A 20139-nucleotide genomic window follows, 5' to 3' on the forward strand; every position below is an offset into this window, starting at 1 on the left:
GTATTCATACGGTCAGGTTTTTTTGACATCATACGGTTAGGAGAGATGCATGTTGCAATTATCATGGTTATGGAGCCGCACCCTGCTGCTAAGCAGGAGAATGCTCTGGCTGCTCTTCTTCGTGAACGCAGCGGGTACTATCTACGGCTATATCTGGTACGGCAATCAATTGGAATATACGATGAACCATCATCCGCTCTGGCAGCTAGTGTTCGTGCCAGACAGTCCGACGGCCAGCCTGTTCTTCACGCTGTCGCTGCTCTATCTGTTATTCCCGCCTCGTCAGCCGTCAGCCCTTGGGTTAGCCTTCCGTTCCTTGCTGGAAGCACTAGCTGTCGTCACCTCCGTGAAGTACGGAATATGGGCAGTAGCTATGATTATCGGGGGTGCCATGCAGGGGGATACGATGGTCTGGCAGGATTATATGCTCATCGTATCCCATCTAGCAATGGCACTGGAGGTGCTGCTGTACATTCGATTCATGAAGATCGGACCAATAGCGGTTACGATGGCTGGCGTCTGGCTGCTTCTTAACGACATCGTCGACTATCGGTTCGGCGTGTTCCCTTGGCTCCCAGAGGAGCTAATGGATGACCTGACAGAGGTACAGACGTTCACGATTGGACTGTCCCTATTCAGCCTATTCTGTGCCAGGGCTGCTCTAATCCTGGTTAAGCGCTCAGGCCGCGGCCAACAACAAGTATAATGCCGAACATCCCCTCATAGTATGTCTATGGGGGGATGTCCATGAAGTTACGTTCATTGCTTATTATAGTCTCGGGTCTAACGATGATGCTCCTATGGATGACACTAGTCTACTCGATGCCGCTGGCTTCATTCGGAATGGATAAGTGGGTGGCTGCTATAGCTCCAAGGGACAAGCTGTTCCATATCAATGACACGGCGAATGCATTATATCAAGCGGCGGCTAACAATAACCGTCAAGAGGGCTACAAGCAGGTCCAACGCTTGATTCAGCAGTTGGAGGAGGGAAGCATTCCGTCCTCCCAGCAAGAGGCGGGGTGGACAAGCCTATATGAACAAGCCACGGACGTTAAGCGTGTGCTGGAGAGGGGCAAGCCTGCCGACGATTGGCTGACGGCATCCGCGAGCCTTCACCTAGGCGCAGACTCCCTTGTTCGTCCGCAGCATTCGCTGTGGCTGCAATATGAGAAGGTGCTCCAAGAGGATCTATCACGAGCCAAGCAAGCGTGGAGGCGGCAGAGCCCTGACAGGGCAGAGGCTGCGCGGGGGGCTATGGACGTGCTTCATGACCACTTGAGCAGGCTGGAAGCGGCAGCCTTGCTCCAGCGTCCTCAGGATCGGCTCAGTGAAGTGAGCAACCAGATACTATACGTGAACCGCTTGTTGGAAGCTCATAGGGAAGGAATCCGTGAGAATAAGGATTGGACAGATGGAGCCTTCATCGCATTGGAAGCTTCCATTGAAGGCTTGTTCGATAGTCCAGGGAAGATAGAGGAGCCGGCATCGGCCGTTCCCGTCCCAGGTACTCCTGCAAGCGGAGTGACAATCATCGGACTTGTCATCATCGCTGCCCTTACTTATACAGTCTGGGCCAAGTACCGGGGCAGGCCTTATGGAATCAAGCCCATCGACATCGAGTAATTGACAATGTGTCAGCCTACTCCTCCTTGAAGCCTTCGCCTAATACATCATGAACTTCGGTAATAATAATGAATGCACGGGGATCCTCACTGCGAATGATGGACTTCAGCCGTCTGACTTCATGGCGCTGAACGACGCAGTAGACGATCTCCTTCTGCTGTCCGGAGAATGCGCCCTTCGCAGGCATGAGGGTGACTCCGCGATCCATCTCAAGCGTGACACGCTGAGCAATCTTCTCGCTATGATCCGTTATGATGGAGAAGGCCTTAGCCGCATAAGCGCCATCCTGAATGAAGTCAATCAGCTTCGATGCGATGAATACCGTAACCAGCGTATACAATACCTGCTCCTTCGATATGTACAATAGGGAGATACCTATAATGACTGCATCGAGCGCCAGTATAATCTGTCCCATGCTCATACCTCTCCACTTGGATAGGATTCGAGCAATGATGTCAACCCCGCCAGTCGTACCGCCGAACCGGAAGACGATACCTAGTCCTGCTCCAAGCGTAACTCCGGCATATAGGGCAGCCAATATATAATCCGTATCGGTCTTGAAGGGCACAATCCAGCCTAATTCGATGAAGTTCTCCATGAGACCTAGGAAGAGTGATAAGGAGATGATACCTATTAGCGTGTAGATCATCTGACCTCTTCCAAGCGCCTTCAGGCCGAGGAAGAATAAGGGGATATTCAGTACGAGCGTCGTAATGGACAGTCTCCAGCCAGCCGCATAGTTCAGCAGCACGCCGATGCCGGTGACGCCGCCCTCCATTAATCCATTCGGAATGACGAAGTATTGAAGTCCGAAGGCGTAGATTGCCGTACCAAGCAAGATAGGCAATATGATTCTTAGTTGTTGAATAATTAGGCGCAGCATGTCATGAGATCCTCCTACGATATAATTAACGGGTACAGCATGTAGTATGGCTTGCCAGCCGCATATTGTTACGGCGAGGTTGAATATTGTTTTCACCCCGGCTTTGCAGTAACATATGAAGAGATAACATCTTAGGGAGAGAAAGGGATCGCTTAATGCCGGAATTGCCACAGAACGAGAAATCACTAGCCGACATTCAACGGGAAGTTGATCAGTACATCTCACAGTTCAAGGAAGGCTACTTCAGCCCGCTTGCCATGCTGGCAAGAATGAGCGAAGAAGTAGGAGAGCTTGCGCGTGAAGTGAACCATTCCTACGGCGAGAAGCCGAAGAAGTCTACTGAAGCGGATAATTCCATCGAGATGGAGCTTGGGGACATCTTATTTATTTTATCATGTTTTGCTAATTCATTAGGCATTAATTTGACCGAGGCGCATGACAAAGTGATGAATAAGTTCAACACGAGGGATGCGGATCGTTGGACTCGTAAAAATAACGACGAACGCTAGTTCACCTCTATACATATGCTGTACCATCAACCTGTGTACAAGGAGGGTGGGCGGATGAACGGAGAAGACTGCCTGAAGAAGGCATACGAATTCATTCTTAACAGCGATTTCGAGGGAGCCATACTATGGTTCGAACAGGCTATAGCAGCTGATCCGTCTAAAGCACATTATCATTACCGCGCTTCCATCTCGTGTGCGCGCAGCGGCAAGTGGGCGAAGGCTGAGCAGTATGCCGTGCAGGCGCTGCAGCTTGATCCTGAACATGGAGAGTACGTCTATCATCTCCAGACCGTGAAGGCTAAGCTGCTGCAAGGAGAAGCGGAGCTGCTGCTCGCGAAGCAGCCTCCTATGCTGCTTGAAGCCATAGAGATGCTTAAGGAATCAACCGAGCTGGACCCCCTTAACTTAGAGGCCTACTATATGCTGGGAGTTGCGTGCTTCACCATTGGACAATTAGATGAAGCAGCAGCTTATGCTCGCGAAGCGATTCGGCTTGATCCTGGTCATACTGCCGCTAGACGATTGTTCGCGGATGTGAATCGGCGGCGTCGAGCGAGCAGATACCGCAAGATTAGAAGACAACGCAGAAGGAATAGGTGATCGTCATGGAAGAGACAATTAGAGTAGCGGTAATCGGAGCAGGCGGGAGAATGGGACGAGAGGTCGTTCGCATGGTCATGGAGGATGAAGCCTTGAAGCTTGTTGCGGCCGTTAGTCCTTCGGCTGCCGGAGTGGATGCCGGCTTGCTTGCGGGCAAGCCGAATGCCGGCGTCATCGTATCTGCCACGCTTGAGCAAGCACTGAATGGAGCACAAGCGGATGTGTTAGTTGACTTCACGGTCCCCGCCGCTGCGTATTCCAATACGAGAACGTCCATAGAATATGGGGTTCGTCCCATTATCGGTACAACCGGATTCACACCGGAGCAGATTGTAGAGCTGGACAAGCTGTGCCAGGATAGAGGAATCGGCGGACTGATCGCTCCTAACTTCTCGATTGGTGCGATACTGATGATGAAGTTCGCTGCCGAAGCTTCCAAGTATATGCCGCATGTCGAGATTATTGAATATCATGGCGACCAGAAGCTGGATGCACCTTCCGGCACATCCATCAAGACGGCCGAGCTGATTGCGCAGGCTCGCGAAGAGCTCCGCCAAGGCAATCCGAATGAAGAAGAGACGATCGAAGGCGCTCGCGGCGCTTATTATAACGGCTTCCGCATACATAGTGTCAGGCTGCCAGGCGTATTCGCCCAGCAGGAAGTCGTATTCGGCGGTTATGGACAGACGCTTAAGCTTCGCCACGATTCCTATGACCGGGCAGGATATATGCCGGGTGTGAACGTTGCCGTTAAGAAGGTTATGAACTATACCGGATTAATCTACGGCTTCGAACACATCATGGATTAATTCGAGCTACTTGTACAGCGCAGCAAGAGAGGGGATAACTAGATATGAATATTGCATTCATCGCGCATGATCGCAAAAAAGAAGAAATGGTTAACTTCGTTATCGCCTACGAGAAAGTGTTCGTGCCTCATCAATTATATTCTACTGGAACGACGGGCAGTCGAATTATGGATCAGACAGAGCTTCGCATCCATCGCTTCATGTCCGGCCCGCTTGGCGGAGATCAGCAGATTGGAGCGATGGTCGCTCAGAACGAGATGGATCTCATCATCTTCCTTCGGGATCCTCTCATGGCTCAGCCGCATGAGCCGGATATTATAGCGCTTCTTCGCTTATGCGATGTGCAAGGCATACCGGTAGCGACGAACGTGGCTACCGCAGAGCTGCTCGTCAAAGCGCTCGAGCGGGGAGACTTCGCTTGGCGCGAGCTCGTACACAAGTATAAGCCGGGTGAGGTGTAATGAGCATGAGCATGACTGCAAGTGAACCGCTCGATATTCTCGTATTCGGCGCCCATCCGGACGATGCAGAGATCGGTATGGGCGGGACGATTGCGAAGCATGTGAAGGCAGGCTATCGAGTAGGCATATGTGATCTGACTAGAGCAGAGATGTCCTCTAACGGCACCGTGGAGCTAAGGCAGCTTGAAGCAGCTGAGGCCTCCTCGGTGCTTGGTCTATCCGCTCGCTCCTGTCTAGGGCTGCCTGATCGAGGCTTAACGGGAGAGTCTTCTCAGCTGGAAGCTGTTGTATCGGAGATTCGGCGGCATCGTCCGAGGCTTGTCTTCGCTCCGTATTGGGTGGACCGTCATCCGGATCATATCGCTTGCAGCAAGCTAGTGGAGGAAGCAGTGTTCAACAGCAAGCTGCGCAAGTACCTGCCGGAGCTCCCGCCCGTTCAAGTTGAGCAGCTTATCTATTATTACATTAATGATATCGATCAAGTATCGCTGCTCATAGACATTACTGAGCATCAGGAGACGAAGAGGCATGCCCTGCTTGCCTATCGTTCCCAATTCGAGCCTGGAAGCCCAGGGGAAGACCGGGTGGTCACTCCGCTTAATCAGGGATACATCGAACGCGTGGAGGCGCGGGATTCGCTGCTCGGACAAGGCCGCGGCTATTCATTTGCCGAAGGCTTTGCGATTAAGCGTCCGCATGCCTTACAATACTTTTAACAACTATCGTTATGACATTGAATATACTGAAGCAGTATAGGCGAACGCCCAGGGGGGAGCAGCGTGACTAGGAAATTGAAGATCGGCATTACTTGTTATCCAACCTTAGGCGGTTCTGGAGTTGTGGCAACAGAGCTTGGCAAGCTGCTGGCCGAGCGGGGTCACGAGATCCATTTTATTACCCACAGCATTCCGTTCCGGCTTGGACATTTTAATAAAAATATTTTTTTCCACGAGGTGGAAATTAACGACTATTATGTGTTCCGTTATCCGCCTTATGACTTATCACTAGCGAGCAAGATGGCTCAAGTGGCCAAGATGCAGGAGCTGGACCTGCTTCATGTTCATTATGCTGTACCTCATGCTGTCTGTGCCTATCTGGCGAAGCAGATGATCGGTGACGGCTTCAAGACGGTGACGACGCTTCATGGCACTGATATTACTGTGCTGGCGCAGGACGAGTCGCTCAAGGATCTCATTCGGCTGGCCATCAATCAGAGCGATGCGGTAACGACCGTGTCGAACGACCTGATGCGCGAGACGCGCGAGCTGCTTGATATTACGAAGCCGATTGACTTGACCTATAACTTCGTTGACAAGAGAGTCTATTACCCGCGTGACGCTGCATCGCTGCGAGCGGACTTCGTCCAGCCTCACGAGAAGGTGCTCATGCATATATCCAACTTCCGCCCGGTCAAGCGAGTGTCGGACGTCGTTGAAGTATTCGCGAAGGTGCAGGAGCGTGTTCCCTCCAAGCTGCTGCTTGTCGGCGAAGGTCCTGAGCTGTCTAAGATCCAATGGAAGATTCGTCAGATGGGGCTCGAGGATCGGGTGCACTTCCTTGGCAAGCAAGAGGATGTCGCACAGGTCATCTCTGTCGCTGATCTGCTGCTGCTGCCTTCGGAGAAGGAGAGCTTCGGCCTAGTCGCCCTGGAAGCAATGGCTTGCGGCGTACCGACGATTGGATCGACCGCTGGCGGTATTCCAGAGCTTGTCACACATGGCGAGACCGGATTCCTGGCCCCGATTGGGGACGTGGAGGCGATGGCTGGATTCGCGGTCAGGCTGCTGAAGGATGCTAAGCTGTACGATCAATTCAAGCGTGCTTGTATATTCCGCGCCAGACATGAATTCTGCGATGGACGAATTACCGCGCAGTATGAACAGATCTACTATCGGGTACTCGGGATAGAAGCGGAACTGGAAGAGCCCGTATGCAGTGAATGAGGTGAAGGGTATGCAGGAATGGCCTAAGCCGATGCAGGAGGCGCTCCCTATATTGGAGCGCCTCCTTGCGCATGGCTATGAAGCCGTGTTCGTAGGGGGCTGCGTCAGAGATGCTCTGCTCGGGAGAGAGCTCTCCGATGTGGATATTGCGGTGTCCGCAAGGCCGGAGCAAGTCATGGAGCTGTTCGAGCGGACTATTCCGACCGGGCTGCAGCATGGTACGGTAACGGTGCTGTGGGAGAAGCGCGTCTATGAACTGACGACTTATCGAACCGAATCTCAGTATGAGGGTCATCGCAGGCCTGAGGAAGTTATCTTCGTCTCGGAGCTTCAGCAGGACCTGCTTCGCAGAGACTTCACGATGAACGCGATAGCCTTGTCTGCGGATGGGCAGCTAATTGATCCATATGGCGGACAAGCAGACCTAGGCAGCAAGGTATTGCGCTGTGTGGGGGATCCGGATGCCAGACTGCAGGAGGATGCGCTCCGGATGCTTCGAGCTGTAAGATTCGCTGCGGAATTCTCCATGTCCTTCACCGATTCAACTTGGCAGGCGCTGCTCAGACACCGAGCCCTGCTTAGATACATGGCAATGGAGCGGGTGAGGGCGGAGCTTCACAAGATGATTGTGGGTTCAATGCCAACGGCAGCCGTTACCCTGCTGGCCAGCAGTGAATTGCTGAGCCATACGAAGGAAGAGCTTCCGTCCCTGCAAGACAGCACGAGGCTGAAGGCATTCCTAGCTGCCCATCCGGCAGCATTGGAGCAGCTATCTGAACCCATCGAGAGATGGAGCTGCCTATTCATTGGTGCAGGAGCTAGTCCATCCGAAGCAGAAGGTACGCTTCACGCACTCCGATTCGCTAGTAAGGATATGAAGCAGATTACGGCAATCATTCGCATTCATGCTGCAATGTCTGAAGGTGGAGGATTGTCTGGCGATTCGTCTGACATGACGTCTGGCGTGACGTCTGAAGAGACGTCTGAAGAGACGTCTGGAGAGCAATGGGCGGATGCTATCATTCAGTTCGGTCGCAAGGCAGCCTATAGCTGGCTTCAAGTTGAACGTGTGCTAATGAGCAGCAAGCCTGATCACAGCGCCGCCGCTCCTATGCGCTTGCATGCTTCATTGGACAAGCTGAGCGAAGTGCTAGAGCAGATGCCCGTATCGACGATGAAGGAACTGAGGGTGAGCGGCCGGCAGCTGGCGGCGCGATTGGATCGTGAAGCAGGCAAGTGGACCGGAGAGTGGCTGCAGCGGCTGCTGAAGGCCGCGGCCCTTCAGCAGGTTGCCAACGAGACAGAAGCCTTGCTGCATCAGGCCGAGCTCTGGCAGGGGCAAGACACAGAGCGCTTGGAATAGGAGGGTCACAACATGGCGAATGATCAATTGTTAAGCTTATTCGATAAGGTGAATGGTGCGTACTTATCTGGTGAAGAGATTAGCAGGCAGCTCGGCGTATCACGTACAGCGGTATGGAAGCAGATTCGCAAGCTGGAAGCTCAGGGATATAAGTTCGAAGCCTCCCGCAGATTAGGCTACAAGCTGCTGGACATTCCCGATCAGCTGTCCTTGACGGAGCTAGCGAGCTCCCTCATGACGAAGAGCTTCGGACAGACCATTAAGCTCTATGACACCATCGATTCGACTCAGAACAAGGCCCAGCAATTGGCTGAACAGGGTGCGGCTGAAGGAACGCTCGTACTGGCTGAACAGCAGCTCAGCGGCCGCGGTCGTATGGGCAGGGAGTGGATATCTCCGAGCGGCAAGGGAATATGGATGAGCATGGTACTTAGACCAATTGTACCGATTCATTATGCCCCGCAGTTAACCCTGATGACGGCGGTTGCGTTATGCCGTACGTTGAAGAGGCATATCTCCAAGGAGATTACGATTAAGTGGCCGAATGATCTGCTAATTGATGGGAAAAAAATTAGTGGTATCCTGTTAGAGTCTGCCGCAGAGGATGAGCGATTGCGATATGTTACCGCTGGAATTGGCATCAGCGTCAATCTGGAAGCTGCTGATTATCCTCCTCAGCTGCTCGATAAGGTGACTTCCCTTCGAATTGCAGAAGGACGCAAGCTGGATCGCATGAGCATCATCACGGACTTCCTGCTGGAGTGGGAGCAGCTCTATACGCTGCATCAGGATCAGGGCTTCTCCGTCATTGCCGCCCTATGGGAAGCCTTATCTTCGACCCTCAATACGCCTGCAAGATTAATTACACCGCAGGGCACCATAGAAGGGATCCCTATCGGGCTTGCAGCGAGCGGAGCCTTAATTGTCGAGCAGGCGAACGGCCATCGCGCAGAAGTGTTCTCAGCAGAGATGGGAGAGCCTCTTCCGTCCTCATAAGCCAGGTCACGGCCTTCGTTTACGTACCTCCATTTGTTTGTTATACTGGTAGGGAGTCAGGCGGTATCCGAATGCGTTCGGAGCTGCACTTGACCGTTGCTGCGAAGGCCGGCATACCGATTAAGCTGGCTAAGGACATGAATGACAGGCAAGATGGATGGCAATGCACCACTCTGCTCTGAGCCGTAGGGACCGAGACAGAAGGAAGCAGGCAATCGCAAGTAACGTTTCCTTTTTGGTTTGGGGACCTTTTGAGCGGCTGCTCTAAGGTTTTTTTTGTGCTTAATCCTATACCCACCAGAAGGGGATGACGGTATGAATCAACGAATAACGATTACGAAGCTGCGCAGAATGAAGGAAGAGCATCAGCCGATCTCGATGATTACGGCATATGATTATCCGTCAGCGAAGCTCGCAGAGGAAGCGGGAATTGATGTCTTGCTCGTAGGCGACTCGCTGGGCAATGTGGTGCTCGGCTATGATACGACAGTCCCTGTCACACTTGATGACATTATCTATCATACTAAGGCGGTAAGAAGAGGAGCAGAGCATACCTTCATCGTGGCGGATATGCCGTTCATGACCTACGGAATTGGCAGGGAATCGACGCTGAAGAATGCGGCTCGCATTATGCAAGAAGGCGGAGCGCAGGCGGTGAAGCTGGAAGGCGGCATCGACATGGTGGAGGATGTGTCTGCTCTTGTGCGAGCAGGAATACCAGTGATGGGGCATATTGGCCTTACTCCACAGTCGGTCCATCAGCTCGGGGGCTATAAGGTTCAGGGCAAGCTTGAACAGGAAGCCGAGCAGTTGATGAAGGATGCGAAGGCATTAGAGGAAGCAGGCGCATTCAGTATCGTCCTGGAGCTGGTTACTGAGCCGCTCGCTCGCGCCATTAGTGCTGAGCTGTCCATTCCAACCATCGGAATAGGGGCAGGCAGAGGCTGCGACGGTCAAGTGCTGGTGTATCATGACATTCTTCAATATTCCTCACCTTATATCAACAAGAGATTCGTTAAGACCTATGCAGACATCGGATCTGCCATTCGTACGGCGATTGGCTCCTATGTAGCAGATGTCAAGGGGGGCGTCTTCCCGGAAGAGAAGCACAGCTTCCCTATGGCAAGCGAGAAGTTGAATCAATTGTATGGCGGCAGCGCAGATCAACAGGTGCCGGCTCATACTGAGCAGCGAGAGGAGCCTAAGCCGCGTGATCCTGTGTCGAACCCTAACTGAATTAAGTGAACAGCTTACCAAGCTTAAGCATAACTGCTCCAATCGATCCAACGGATCCAATGGATCCGTCGGCTTCGTTCCAACGATGGGGTACCTCCATGAAGGTCACGCCAGTCTGCTAAGGCGGTCACGTGCTGAGAATGATATAAGTGTACTCAGCATCTTCGTCAACCCGCTGCAATTCGGTCCGAATGAAGATCTGGACCGCTATCCGCGGGATGAGAAGCGGGACCTCGCGCTTGCAGAGGAGTGCCAGGTAGATCTCGTCTTCCTTCCGTCCACGGAAGAGATGTATCCGAAGAAGCCGCTGACACGCGTACTTGTCAGCGGTCTAACAAGCAAGCTGTGCGGTGCTTCAAGGCCAGGGCACTTCGATGGAGTGGGAATGGTCGTCGGGAAGCTGTTCCATCTCATTGGACCGACAAGAGCCTACTTCGGAATGAAGGATGCCCAGCAGGTTGCAGTCATTCAGCAGATGGTCGACGATCTCAACTATCCGGTAGAGATCGTCCCTTGTCCGATTGTTCGTGAGCCGGACGGGCTTGCGCTTAGCTCAAGGAATGTGTACTTATCCGCAGAGGAACGTGCGGAGGCCGTCGTGCTGTCACAGACCTTGCAGGCTGCTGCTCAGTGGATTCAAGAAGACGGGATGACGGCAGAGGCCCTGCTCGAACGAGTCAGACAGCAGATTAGCAATGCCCATCATGCCGACATTGATTATGCAGAGCTGTACACCTATCCTTCCCTCGAAGAGGTGCCAGCTGCTGCTCCAATCTTATTGCAGAGCGATAAGCTAATACTGGCTCTGGCTGTTAAGTTCGGAAGCACACGGCTAATTGACAATCGATTATTGTATCCGAATGAGGTGATTAACCATGCTTAGAACGATGATGAAGTCGAAGCTACACCGAGCCACGGTGACGGAAGCGAACCTGAACTATGTCGGGAGCATCACAATTGATGAAGATCTGATGGAGGCAGCCGATCTGCTTGAGAATGAGAAGGTTCAGATCGTCAATAACAACAACGGCGCCAGATTCGAGACCTATGTCATTACTGGTGCTCGGGGTTCAGGCGTCATCTGCCTGAACGGCGCAGCAGCAAGGATGGTACAGCCTGGAGATCAAGTCATTATTATCTCCTATGCGGTCATGAATAACGAAGAGGCGAAGTCATACGAGCCTGTCGTTGTTATTCTGAATGAGCAGAACCGCCCGGTGCAGAAGCTGTCTCAGGAGATTCATGCAGCCATTCTGTAAGGTACTGAGCAGATTGTCATTCCTCCCTTATGGAACGACTGGGACGGAGTATATTAAGCCCCCCAGAGACAAAGAATGAGCAGTAACAACCCTCAATTCTTTGGTGAAGGCGGGATGCAGCAATGTTCCAGCACATGTTTGCCACTATGAACGACATGCTTCAGCACATTATCCAACATTATCCGTCGGCAACACCTGCGCAGAGAGAACAGTTCGAGGAACAGCTTGCGATGCTTAAGAAGGTAAGTGATTCCCTCATCGAGCAATGGCTGCAGCTGGAAGAGAAGTTCGCCATATTCAGGAATGAGCAAGAGGAAGCACCGCAGCAGTCTGTTGCTGCAGCGCTGGAGGAATCCGTATACGGGGCAGTTGGTGCCAGCCCAGCTCCCAAGGTCATATCCTCACCTAACAACAATAACAATACCAGTTACTCAGCGACAGACGGGGATGTGCCATTTGATACGAAGCGTGATCTTACACGCGGTCAAGGTTATTATCATCTGTTCATGTTCCAGCATGCCAGAGAGGATTTCCTCTCGGCTGTCACTCGAACGCCGGAGAACAATCTTGCACGGCTTTTTCTAGCCATGACGCACATGCATCTTCAGGAATGGAGTGAAGCGCAGCGCCACTTCCAACTGCTCATTGCACTCACAGAGCATCCGAAGTGGCAGGCGCTTGGACTCAATGCCTTAGGCTGTATTCAAGCCGTTCACCTGAATATGGAACAAGCAGAGCAGTTTTTTTTGAAAGCCCATCAAGCTTACCCTGCCTTCGCAGATCCCTTGTCTAATCTCAAGTGCTGCAAGGAAACTCCCGGAGAGCTGGCTCTATACTTCGGAAGCACGGAGCTAAGCTGTCTGTGAGAGGAATTAGATACGATGAAATTTGCAGTTCTGGACTTAGAGACGACGGGCCATACCGCCGCTGACTGCATGATACAAGTTGGTCTGGTGGTCATGAATGAGGAGCTTCAGGTGGAACGCACCTACTCCTCTTTTGTTCGTCCGGATAAGCTTATCCCCCCCTTCATTACACAGCTCACTGGTATAGATGACAGCATGGTTGCGGATGCCCCTACGTTGGATGAGGTGCTAGTCGAGCTAATTCCACTATTGGATGATGCCGTACTGGTCGCACATAATGTAGGCTTCGACGCTGGCTTCCTGAATCAAGCATTAGATCAATGCGGATATCATGCGTTCGCTGGACGCAGATTAGATACGATTGAGCTGCTTAGAATATTATATCCAACCATTACTTCCTATCAGCTTGGTGCTGTCTCCGAGCAATTCGGAGTTGCCCATGATCAGCATCATCGGGCGGACAGCGATGCTATGGCGACTGCCTTAATCTTCGCAGAGAGCGTCCGCAAGCTTCAAGAGCTGCCGCTGCTGACGCTGCAGCGAATCGCTATGCTGCTGGATGCCGGCTCCGATCTAGCTTGGTTCGTACAGGAGCAGCTGCTTCAGGTTGAGAGCCAGACTACGATTGATATGAATGCTTACCACTACTTCAACCAGTTCGCGCTCAAGGCTGGCGAATGGATGGATGAAGAGCCTTCCCTGCCTAGCGGAACCCCTTCACCAATAGAGTCGATGTCCTTCCAGCAATACTTGGAGGCGGTGACGAACAACTTCAAGGAGTTGTTCCCCACTTACGAAGAGAGGGAAGCACAATCGACGATGTTCCAAGAGGTGTTCGAATCGCTCGAGGCGGAACGTCACTTGTTAATTGAAGCGGGTACCGGAACAGGCAAGTCGCTAGGTTACCTGATTCCTTCACTGTACTATGGAATTCAACAGCAGAAGAAGGTAGTGGTCAGCACTCATACGATTAATCTGCAAGAGCAGCTCAGAGGAAGGGATCTGCCGCTGCTTCGATCGGTTCTGCCGTTCTCATTCCGAGCCTCTATCTTCAAGGGTAGAGGCAATTATCTCTGTCTGCGCAAGTTCGAGAGCAAGATCAACACCAGAGACATGAGCAGTCCGATGGAAGATACGCTCACCGCAGCTCAGATGGTCGTCTGGCTCGGAGAGACGGAGACGGGAGATCAAGAGGAGCTGAACTTCGGCAACAAGGGTGCAGACTTCTGGTCTACGGTAGCCAGCGATGCGGACTCCTGTCTCAACCGTTCCTGTCCTTGGTTCAAGCGCTGTTATTATCATCGAGCGAAGCATGAAGCGAACATCGCAGATGTCTGTATAACGAACCATTCCATGCTGTTCACTGATATTCGGGCAGATCATCGGCTGCTTCCTGCTTATGAACATCTAATTATAGACGAAGCCCATCATATGGAAGAGGTCGCAGGCAAGCATCTCGGCATGCAATTATCTTATTATTCCTTAAGCAGCACGATGACTCGTATGTACAAGGACTCACGCGCGGGCGTACTGTCTGCACTGCGCTTCAAGCTGCAAGATGAAGACGATGATCACCAAGCCTCATGGCTCGAGACGATTGATACCGTAGTTCCTATCCTTGGTGAGATTAAGGAACATTGGGATAAGCTGTTCGAGTTCCTGTACAGCTTCGCAGGAACCTCGGTTGAGGGCGGCACAGAGGGTGCAGCTCAGGCCGTATGCAGACTCAAGAAGGACCAACTGCCGAGCGGGTTCGAGTATGCGGTTACGGCAGAGGAGAATCTTCATGGAGACTTATCCAGAATCATTCGTATGCTGGACAAGATCTGTACAGATATTAAGGATCGGGTAGAGACGAATACCGTTCAGGGTCTCATCACGGACCTGAATGGTGCTGTACGGGATATGTCCCGCATTCGCGATGATGTGCGCAGCTTCATGAAGATGGATCAAGCTGCCGCTGTCTACTGGATTGAAGCGAATACGACCTACCGGCATCGGTCTGTTCACATCTATGCGGTTCCGGTCGATGTCAGCAGCCAGCTTCAGCAATACTTCTTCGATCAGAAGGACAGTATCATTATGACCTCGGCTACCCTATCGGTGCAGAAGTCATTCCAGTATGCATGCGAACAGCTGGGTCTGACCGGCATGGAGGAATCAGGGAGATTGAAGACGGTACAGCTGCCATCTCCGTTCAACTACAGAGAACAGGCGCTCGTCATGATCCCTCGTGACTTCCCGCAGCTGAAGGGCGCACATGTGGATGCTAAGTATGTTGAGCGACTAGTGGCCTCACTGGCTGAAGCAGCTGCGGAGACGAAGGGAAGAATGCTCGTGCTCTTCACTTCTTACCGCATGCTGCGGCAAGTATATGACCCGCTTAAGGAAGCGCTGGCGGCTGCTGATATAGGCGTGCTTGGCCAAGGAATTGACAGCAGCAATCGGACGAAGCTGACGAGACGCTTCACCCAGCAGCCGCAGTCGGTGCTGCTCGGCACGAGCTCCTTCTGGGAAGGGGTAGACCTTCCAGGTGATGTGCTTACCTGCCTGGCTATCGTCAGGCTTCCATTCCAGCCGCCTAACCATCCGTTAGCGGAAGCGAAGGCAGAGCTGCTGCAGCTGCAGAAGCAGAATCCGTTCATGAAGCTGTCGATCCCCCAAGCGGTAATTCGCTTCAAGCAAGGCTTCGGGCGATTGGTGCGAACGACCTCTGACCGAGGCATTGTGCTTATCTATGATACAAGGGTCATCGATACGTATTACGGGAAGCACTTTCTATATTCCCTGCCTGGACCGAAGATTGAGCATATGCATCTGGATCAGATGGTGCCTCGTATGAGAGAATGGTTGAAGCAGGAATAGGAGGGCAAGCGGATGAAGCAAGTGAAGATATCAGAAGCCGTCGTCAGAAGGCTGCCCATCTATCTGCAAGTTCTAGGCGAGCTAAGCAAGCGTGAGGTGCAGACGGTGTCCTCTCAGGAGCTCGGAATCAAGCTGGATCTCAATCCCGCACAGATCCGCAAGGACTTAGCTTACTTCGGCGACTTCGGCCGGAAGGGCATAGGGTATGACGTCAGCTACTTGATTGAGAAAATACGACAGATCCTGAAGCTGGATCAGCAATTGAATGTCGGTCTAGTCGGTGCCGGCAACTTGGGACACGCCTTGTGCAATTACAACACCTATTCCAAGGACAACATGAAAATAACGGCCGTATTCGATGCTCATCCGAGCAAGGTCGGTACGAAGATTAATTCCATGACGGTACTGTCTATGGACAATCTGGTTGAGACGGTGAAGGAGCATAACATCCGCATCGGTATTATTACAGTACCGGCAGCGGAAGCTCAGAACGTTGCGAATAAGTTCGTGGAAGCAGGAGTCGAGGGCATACTGAACTTCGCTCCTGCCATTCTTCGAGTGCCCGACGAAGTGCGGGTTCATCATGCTGATTTTACGAAGGAATTGTTAAGCCTGGCCTATTATCTAGAACGCGAACGGGAGAGGGAACGGTCTAATGAGTCAATTGTGGATTGAGAACGGAACCTTCATCACGATGGATGAAGACGTGCCGGTGTTAACCGGACATATGGTCATCACGGATGACAAGATTACATATATCGGCGAGGCAGCTCCTGCCCCGGTACAGCTCCAGCAGGATGTCACACGGCTAGATGGGACTAAGCTCGCCTTCCTGCCTGGTCTGATTAATACGCATGGCCACGCAGCGATGACACTGCTAAGAGGCTACTCCGACGATCAGAATCTTCAAGTGTGGCTCGAAGAGAAGATGTGGCCGATGGAAGGCAAGTATGTCGATCACGACACGCGAAGCGGCACCTCGCTCGCTATTGTGGAGATGCTGAAGAGCGGTACGACGGCGTTCGTGGATATGTATGATCGGATGGATGAAGTGGCGCAGATGGTAGACAGCTCTGGCATGCGCGGCGTGCTGACTCGCGGAGTCATCGGGCTCTGTCCCGAAGAGGTGCAGCAAGCGAAGCTGAAGGAAGCCATTGCCTTCGCACGCGATTGGAACGGCAAGGGAGACGGGCGAATTACGACGATGATCTCGCCTCATGCCCCGTACACTTGCCCGCCGGATTATATAGAGAAGTTCGTTCAGGCAGCACATGAATATAATCTGCCGATGCATACACATATGTCGGAATCCATCGCAGAGGTGGAGCAGAACGTGAGAGATTACGGCTGTCGCCCGGTGGAGCACTTGGACAGACTTGGCGTATTCACACGTCCGGCCTTGGTCGCTCACGCGGTGCACCTCACTGAGGGTGAGATCGAGCTGCTGGCTGCCCGCGGAGTAGCGGTATCGCATAATCCGATCTCCAACCTGAAGCTGGCAAGCGGCATAGCCAGAGTTCCAGACCTGCTCAGAGCCGGAGTGACGGTAGCCCTAGGCACGGACAGCGCAGCGAGCAACAATAATCTGAATCTGTTCGAGGAGATTCGAATGGCCGCTCTTCTTCACAAGGGAATCTCAGGAGACCCAACAGCAATTCCGGCTATTGAGGCGCTTCGAATGGGGACGGTATATGGGGCGAGAGCGATCTGGCAGGAGCAGGCACTAGGCCAGCTGAAGGTCGGCATGAAGGCTGACTTCATCGCCATCGACACGGAGAAGCCTCATTATTATCCGAAGACCGATATCATCTCCCATCTGGTCTATTCCGGTTCAGGGCAAGATGTGAAGCATGTATGGGTAGATGGCAAGCAGCTGGTTAAGAATGGACAGTGCACGACACTCGATGAGGAGAAGATTCGTTACGAAGCACAGGCTTCCTTCGAACGACTGTTGAAGAGCTGATGCGGGCCGTTCGGAGAAAACGTCCTCCATTCCTCACCGCTAAGCGAATAGGCTGGCTATCCGGGCTTGTGGTTGCAGGCGTTCTCCTTGCTCTCTTCTTCCTGTTCAGATCCGCTCAAGCTCCAGATTGGGAGCAGCAGGAGCAGGCTGAGAAGGCTGCTGCAGAAGCCGCTCAGCTAACCAAGGTAACGAGTGCGTACAAGCATATCTGGGATGGGGTCGTCTGGACGATTGAAGGGGAGACCGCGGAGGGCGTGAAGCTGATTGTATGGGTGCCCGAAGAAGGGGAGCCTCAGTGGCTGCAAGCCTCTCAGGTTATTCCGAAGAGTCAGGTTCGAAGGAGTCTGCTTCAGTCGAAGCCAGATGCAGAGATTATTCGAATTGAGCTCGGTCTGCTGAACGGAGAGAAGATCTGGGAGATCTATTATTCCCGGCAAGAGGACATGACGAAGCATTATTATGACTTCTATAGAGTGACAGACGGCTCTTATATAACGACCTACAAGCTGACCGGCAGGTTCGGCACATAACCGTAACACTTTCCTGTTTTTACACCCCCTTCATGATTCCATATATGATATACTCTCTTATATCGAAGTTGATAGACGATAGTATACATGAATGGATATAAGGGGGTTATTCCACATGATGACGAAGCTACGGATTATGCCTATTCTTATCTCTGCCGCAGCCGCGGCTCTTGTCTTGTTCGGCGGTTGGCTGATCTATCATCAGGTGGCGGTGAAGGCGCCTCTCGAAGGCGTTGTCAACAAGCTTCCGGGCGTCGTATCCTCGGAACAGCCGCAATTCAAGCCTGACCTCGTTACGGTAAGCCTGCTCTTGGATGATAATGCGAACTTGCATGATATATATAGCCGGATTATGAAGGAAGGCAGCGGCTCCATTGGGGACCGTGAGCTGCAGCTTGATATTAAGAACAAGCCGGATCAGCGCTTGGAGAAGATGTGGTCTTCCATTCTGTTCGAGGTTGCTGAAGCGATGGAGACTCAGACGTATTCCAATATCCCTGCTGCCATGTCTCAGCTCATGAAGGACCACCCTGATGTGCAGGCGACTACAGATATGGATGATAGCAATGTGTATATCACTATGAAGAGCCAAGGTGCAGCGAAGTATGTCGTATTGCCGCGCACTCCAGCACGAATGGAGGCTTGGTCTAATGCTTAAGTATTACCGAGAGATAGCGATTGGGGTTGTTCCCGTCCTCTTGCTGTTCCTGCTGCTTCGAGGGGTGAACATCGTTCCCTTCATACTCATCTCCCTCTTCGCAGCTGCCTTCCTGTATACAGCGAAGGGCGGCAGAGGCAATCTGACTGCTGCTGCAGGCAAGCGTTCCCGCAGAGCTAATCTTCCCGCACCGCTCTCCTTCGAGCAGATTGGCGGTCAAGAGCGAGCGAAGCAAGAGCTGATTGAGTCGCTCGACTTCCTTGTGAAGCAGGAGGAGATTGCGAAGCTGGGCATTCGGCCGATGAAGGGGATACTGCTTACCGGACCTCCGGGCACAGGGAAGACGCTGCTGGCTAAGGCAGCAGCGCACTATACGGATTCCGTCTATATGGCGGCATCCGGCAGTGAGTTCGTTGAGATGTATGTCGGCGTTGGCGCAGGCCGCGTCCGCGACCTGTTCAAGGACGCGAGGCAGAAGGCTGAGAAGGAAGGCAAGAGCAGCGCGGTCATCTTCATTGATGAGATTGACGTCATTGGCGGTAAGCGTGACGGCGGCCAGCATCGAGAGTATGATCAGACGCTGAACCAGCTGCTCACCGAGATGGACGGCATTCATACATCCGAGTCTCCTCGCATCCTGCTCATGGCGGCGACGAACCGTAAGGAGATGCTCGACAGCGCCCTTACCCGCCCAGGCAGATTCGACCGCCATATTGGGGTGGATCTGCCGGACAAGAAGGGTCGTCACCATATCCTAGCCATCCATGCGAAGAACAAGCCGCTGGCTGAGGGTATTAACCTGGAGAAGATTGCAGAGGAATCATTCGGCTTCTCCGGTGCACAGCTCGAGAGTGTCATGAACGAAGCGGCTATCTATGCGATGAGAGAACAGAGCGCTGCTATTCAGCAGTCCCATCTGTCTATGGCCATCGACAAGGTCATGATGGGGGAGAAGACGGACCGTGAATCGACGAAGGAAGAGCGGGAGCGGGTAGCTCTACATGAGCTCGGCCATGCGATAACGGCAGAGCTTGTTAATCCGGGCAGTGTATCTCAGGTTGCACTATCTCCTAGAGGTCAAGCGCTTGGCTATGTTCGTCACAATCCTCAGGAGGACCGGTATCTGTATACTCGGGAATTCCTGAACAATCAGATTATGGTTGCGCTGGGCGGAGCTGCAGCTGAAGAGCTGTTCTACGGTGACCGCAGCACAGGCTCCCGCGGTGACTTCGATACCGCAATGAGCATCGTTCGCACAATGGTGGAGAGCGGATTAACGGAGCTAGGTATTATTGATAATCATATGATGACGCCAGACAGCTGGGCGAAGGTGAACAAGAGCATTCTGGATGAGCTGATGCTCCGTACGAAGGGGCTCCTTCAAGCACAGCGTGACGTGTTCCTGCGGTCATTGGATATATTGGTGAAGGAAGAGACGCTCAGCGGTGAGCAGTTCCGCAAGCTGATCTCAGAGGCTGGATCGCTCCAGAGTGTCTAATAACGTTTTCATTTTAACAATTTTAAGGCGGACCATGCGTCCGCCTTCTATTTTTGTCTGAATTAGTTATAATA

General features: G+C 52.6%; 21 protein-coding genes. 20 read left to right on the forward strand and 1 reads right to left on the reverse strand.

The annotated features are described in order from the left end of the window. Positions 1-52 precede the first annotated feature (52 nt). Entirely contained in the window at positions 53-706 is a 654-nt protein-coding gene (locus ACFO9Q_RS12380) for a DUF1405 domain-containing protein (protein ID WP_379182753.1), read from the forward strand. Between the two features lie 41 nt (positions 707-747). Next, positions 748-1626, forward strand: coding sequence for a sporulation protein YpjB (locus tag ACFO9Q_RS12385; RefSeq protein ID WP_379182342.1), 879 nt, complete (start codon positions 748-750; stop codon positions 1624-1626). A 16-nt stretch (positions 1627-1642) separates the two neighbouring features. Here ACFO9Q_RS12385 and ACFO9Q_RS12390 read toward each other — a convergent pair whose 3' ends face one another. Beyond that, the gene (locus ACFO9Q_RS12390) at positions 1643-2509 is read right to left on the reverse strand and encodes a YitT family protein (protein ID WP_379182344.1); all 867 of its coding nucleotides are present in this window, start codon (positions 2507-2509) and stop codon (positions 1643-1645) included. A gap of 155 nt (positions 2510-2664) precedes the next feature. On the opposite strand from ACFO9Q_RS12390, the gene ACFO9Q_RS12395 reads away from it, so the two are divergent. From ACFO9Q_RS12395 to ACFO9Q_RS12480, 18 genes are all read left to right on the forward strand, one after another. Next, positions 2665-3018, forward strand: coding sequence for a nucleotide pyrophosphohydrolase (locus tag ACFO9Q_RS12395; protein ID WP_379182346.1), 354 nt, complete (start codon positions 2665-2667; stop codon positions 3016-3018). Positions 3019-3072: 54 nt separating this feature from the next. After that, the gene (locus ACFO9Q_RS12400) at positions 3073-3618 is read left to right on the forward strand and encodes a tetratricopeptide repeat protein (RefSeq protein ID WP_379182348.1); all 546 of its coding nucleotides are present in this window, start codon (positions 3073-3075) and stop codon (positions 3616-3618) included. Positions 3619-3623: 5 nt separating this feature from the next. Continuing rightward, positions 3624-4427: a 4-hydroxy-tetrahydrodipicolinate reductase gene (gene dapB / locus ACFO9Q_RS12405; RefSeq protein WP_379182350.1), complete on the forward strand. Its 804-nt coding sequence runs from the start codon at positions 3624-3626 to the stop codon at positions 4425-4427. Positions 4428-4471: 44 nt separating this feature from the next. Beyond that, positions 4472-4888, forward strand: coding sequence for a methylglyoxal synthase (locus ACFO9Q_RS12410; protein ID WP_379182352.1), 417 nt, complete (start codon positions 4472-4474; stop codon positions 4886-4888). A gap of 11 nt (positions 4889-4899) precedes the next feature. Then, entirely contained in the window at positions 4900-5604 is a 705-nt protein-coding gene (bshB1, locus tag ACFO9Q_RS12415; protein ID WP_379182755.1) for a bacillithiol biosynthesis deacetylase BshB1, read from the forward strand. 63 nt (positions 5605-5667) lie between these two features. Continuing rightward, complete coding sequence (gene bshA / locus ACFO9Q_RS12420; protein WP_379182354.1) at positions 5668-6831, forward strand: N-acetyl-alpha-D-glucosaminyl L-malate synthase BshA; 1164 nt, start codon at positions 5668-5670, stop codon at positions 6829-6831. Further along, positions 6824-8194: a CCA tRNA nucleotidyltransferase gene (locus ACFO9Q_RS12425; protein ID WP_379182356.1), complete on the forward strand. Its 1371-nt coding sequence runs from the start codon at positions 6824-6826 to the stop codon at positions 8192-8194. The genes bshA and ACFO9Q_RS12425 overlap by 8 nt, the downstream gene beginning before the upstream one ends. 12 nt (positions 8195-8206) lie before the next feature. After that, positions 8207-9190, forward strand: a complete 984-nt coding sequence (locus tag ACFO9Q_RS12430) for a biotin--[acetyl-CoA-carboxylase] ligase (protein WP_379182358.1) — start codon at positions 8207-8209, stop codon at positions 9188-9190. A gap of 315 nt (positions 9191-9505) precedes the next feature. Beyond that, a complete protein-coding gene (gene panB / locus ACFO9Q_RS12435) occupies positions 9506-10426 on the forward strand; it encodes a 3-methyl-2-oxobutanoate hydroxymethyltransferase (protein WP_379182360.1) in 921 nt (306 codons plus the stop codon). Next, positions 10401-11309 (forward strand): pantoate--beta-alanine ligase, encoded by a 909-nt coding sequence (panC, locus tag ACFO9Q_RS12440; RefSeq protein WP_379182362.1) that lies wholly within the window; start codon positions 10401-10403, stop codon positions 11307-11309. The genes panB and panC overlap by 26 nt, the downstream gene beginning before the upstream one ends. After that, a complete protein-coding gene (gene panD, locus ACFO9Q_RS12445) occupies positions 11302-11685 on the forward strand; it encodes an aspartate 1-decarboxylase (RefSeq protein WP_379182365.1) in 384 nt (127 codons plus the stop codon). Before panC ends, panD begins: the two co-directional genes overlap by 8 nt. A 122-nt stretch (positions 11686-11807) precedes the next feature. Continuing rightward, on the forward strand, positions 11808-12551 hold the full coding sequence (locus ACFO9Q_RS12450; protein WP_379182367.1) for a hypothetical protein: 744 nt from the start codon (positions 11808-11810) through the stop codon (positions 12549-12551). Positions 12552-12566: 15 nt separating this feature from the next. After that, the gene (gene dinG / locus ACFO9Q_RS12455; RefSeq protein WP_379182369.1) at positions 12567-15416 is read left to right on the forward strand and encodes an ATP-dependent DNA helicase DinG; all 2850 of its coding nucleotides are present in this window, start codon (positions 12567-12569) and stop codon (positions 15414-15416) included. 12 nt (positions 15417-15428) lie between these two features. Beyond that, entirely contained in the window at positions 15429-16091 is a 663-nt protein-coding gene (locus ACFO9Q_RS12460; protein ID WP_379182371.1) for a redox-sensing transcriptional repressor Rex, read from the forward strand. Continuing rightward, the gene (locus tag ACFO9Q_RS12465) at positions 16072-17379 is read left to right on the forward strand and encodes an amidohydrolase (RefSeq protein WP_379182373.1); all 1308 of its coding nucleotides are present in this window, start codon (positions 16072-16074) and stop codon (positions 17377-17379) included. The genes ACFO9Q_RS12460 and ACFO9Q_RS12465 overlap by 20 nt, the downstream gene beginning before the upstream one ends. Further along, positions 17379-17909 (forward strand): DUF5590 domain-containing protein, encoded by a 531-nt coding sequence (locus ACFO9Q_RS12470; RefSeq protein WP_379182375.1) that lies wholly within the window; start codon positions 17379-17381, stop codon positions 17907-17909. The genes ACFO9Q_RS12465 and ACFO9Q_RS12470 overlap by 1 nt, the downstream gene beginning before the upstream one ends. A gap of 115 nt (positions 17910-18024) precedes the next feature. Next, the gene (locus ACFO9Q_RS12475; protein ID WP_379182377.1) at positions 18025-18567 is read left to right on the forward strand and encodes a hypothetical protein; all 543 of its coding nucleotides are present in this window, start codon (positions 18025-18027) and stop codon (positions 18565-18567) included. After that, positions 18560-20065, forward strand: a complete 1506-nt coding sequence (locus ACFO9Q_RS12480; protein WP_379182380.1) for an AAA family ATPase — start codon at positions 18560-18562, stop codon at positions 20063-20065. Before ACFO9Q_RS12475 ends, ACFO9Q_RS12480 begins: the two co-directional genes overlap by 8 nt. Positions 20066-20139: the final 74 nt, after the last annotated feature.

The sequence above is a fragment of the Paenibacillus sp. GCM10023252 genome (genome assembly GCF_042653305.1).
In the GTDB taxonomy this organism is placed as follows: Bacteria; Bacillota; Bacilli; order Paenibacillales; family Paenibacillaceae; genus Pristimantibacillus.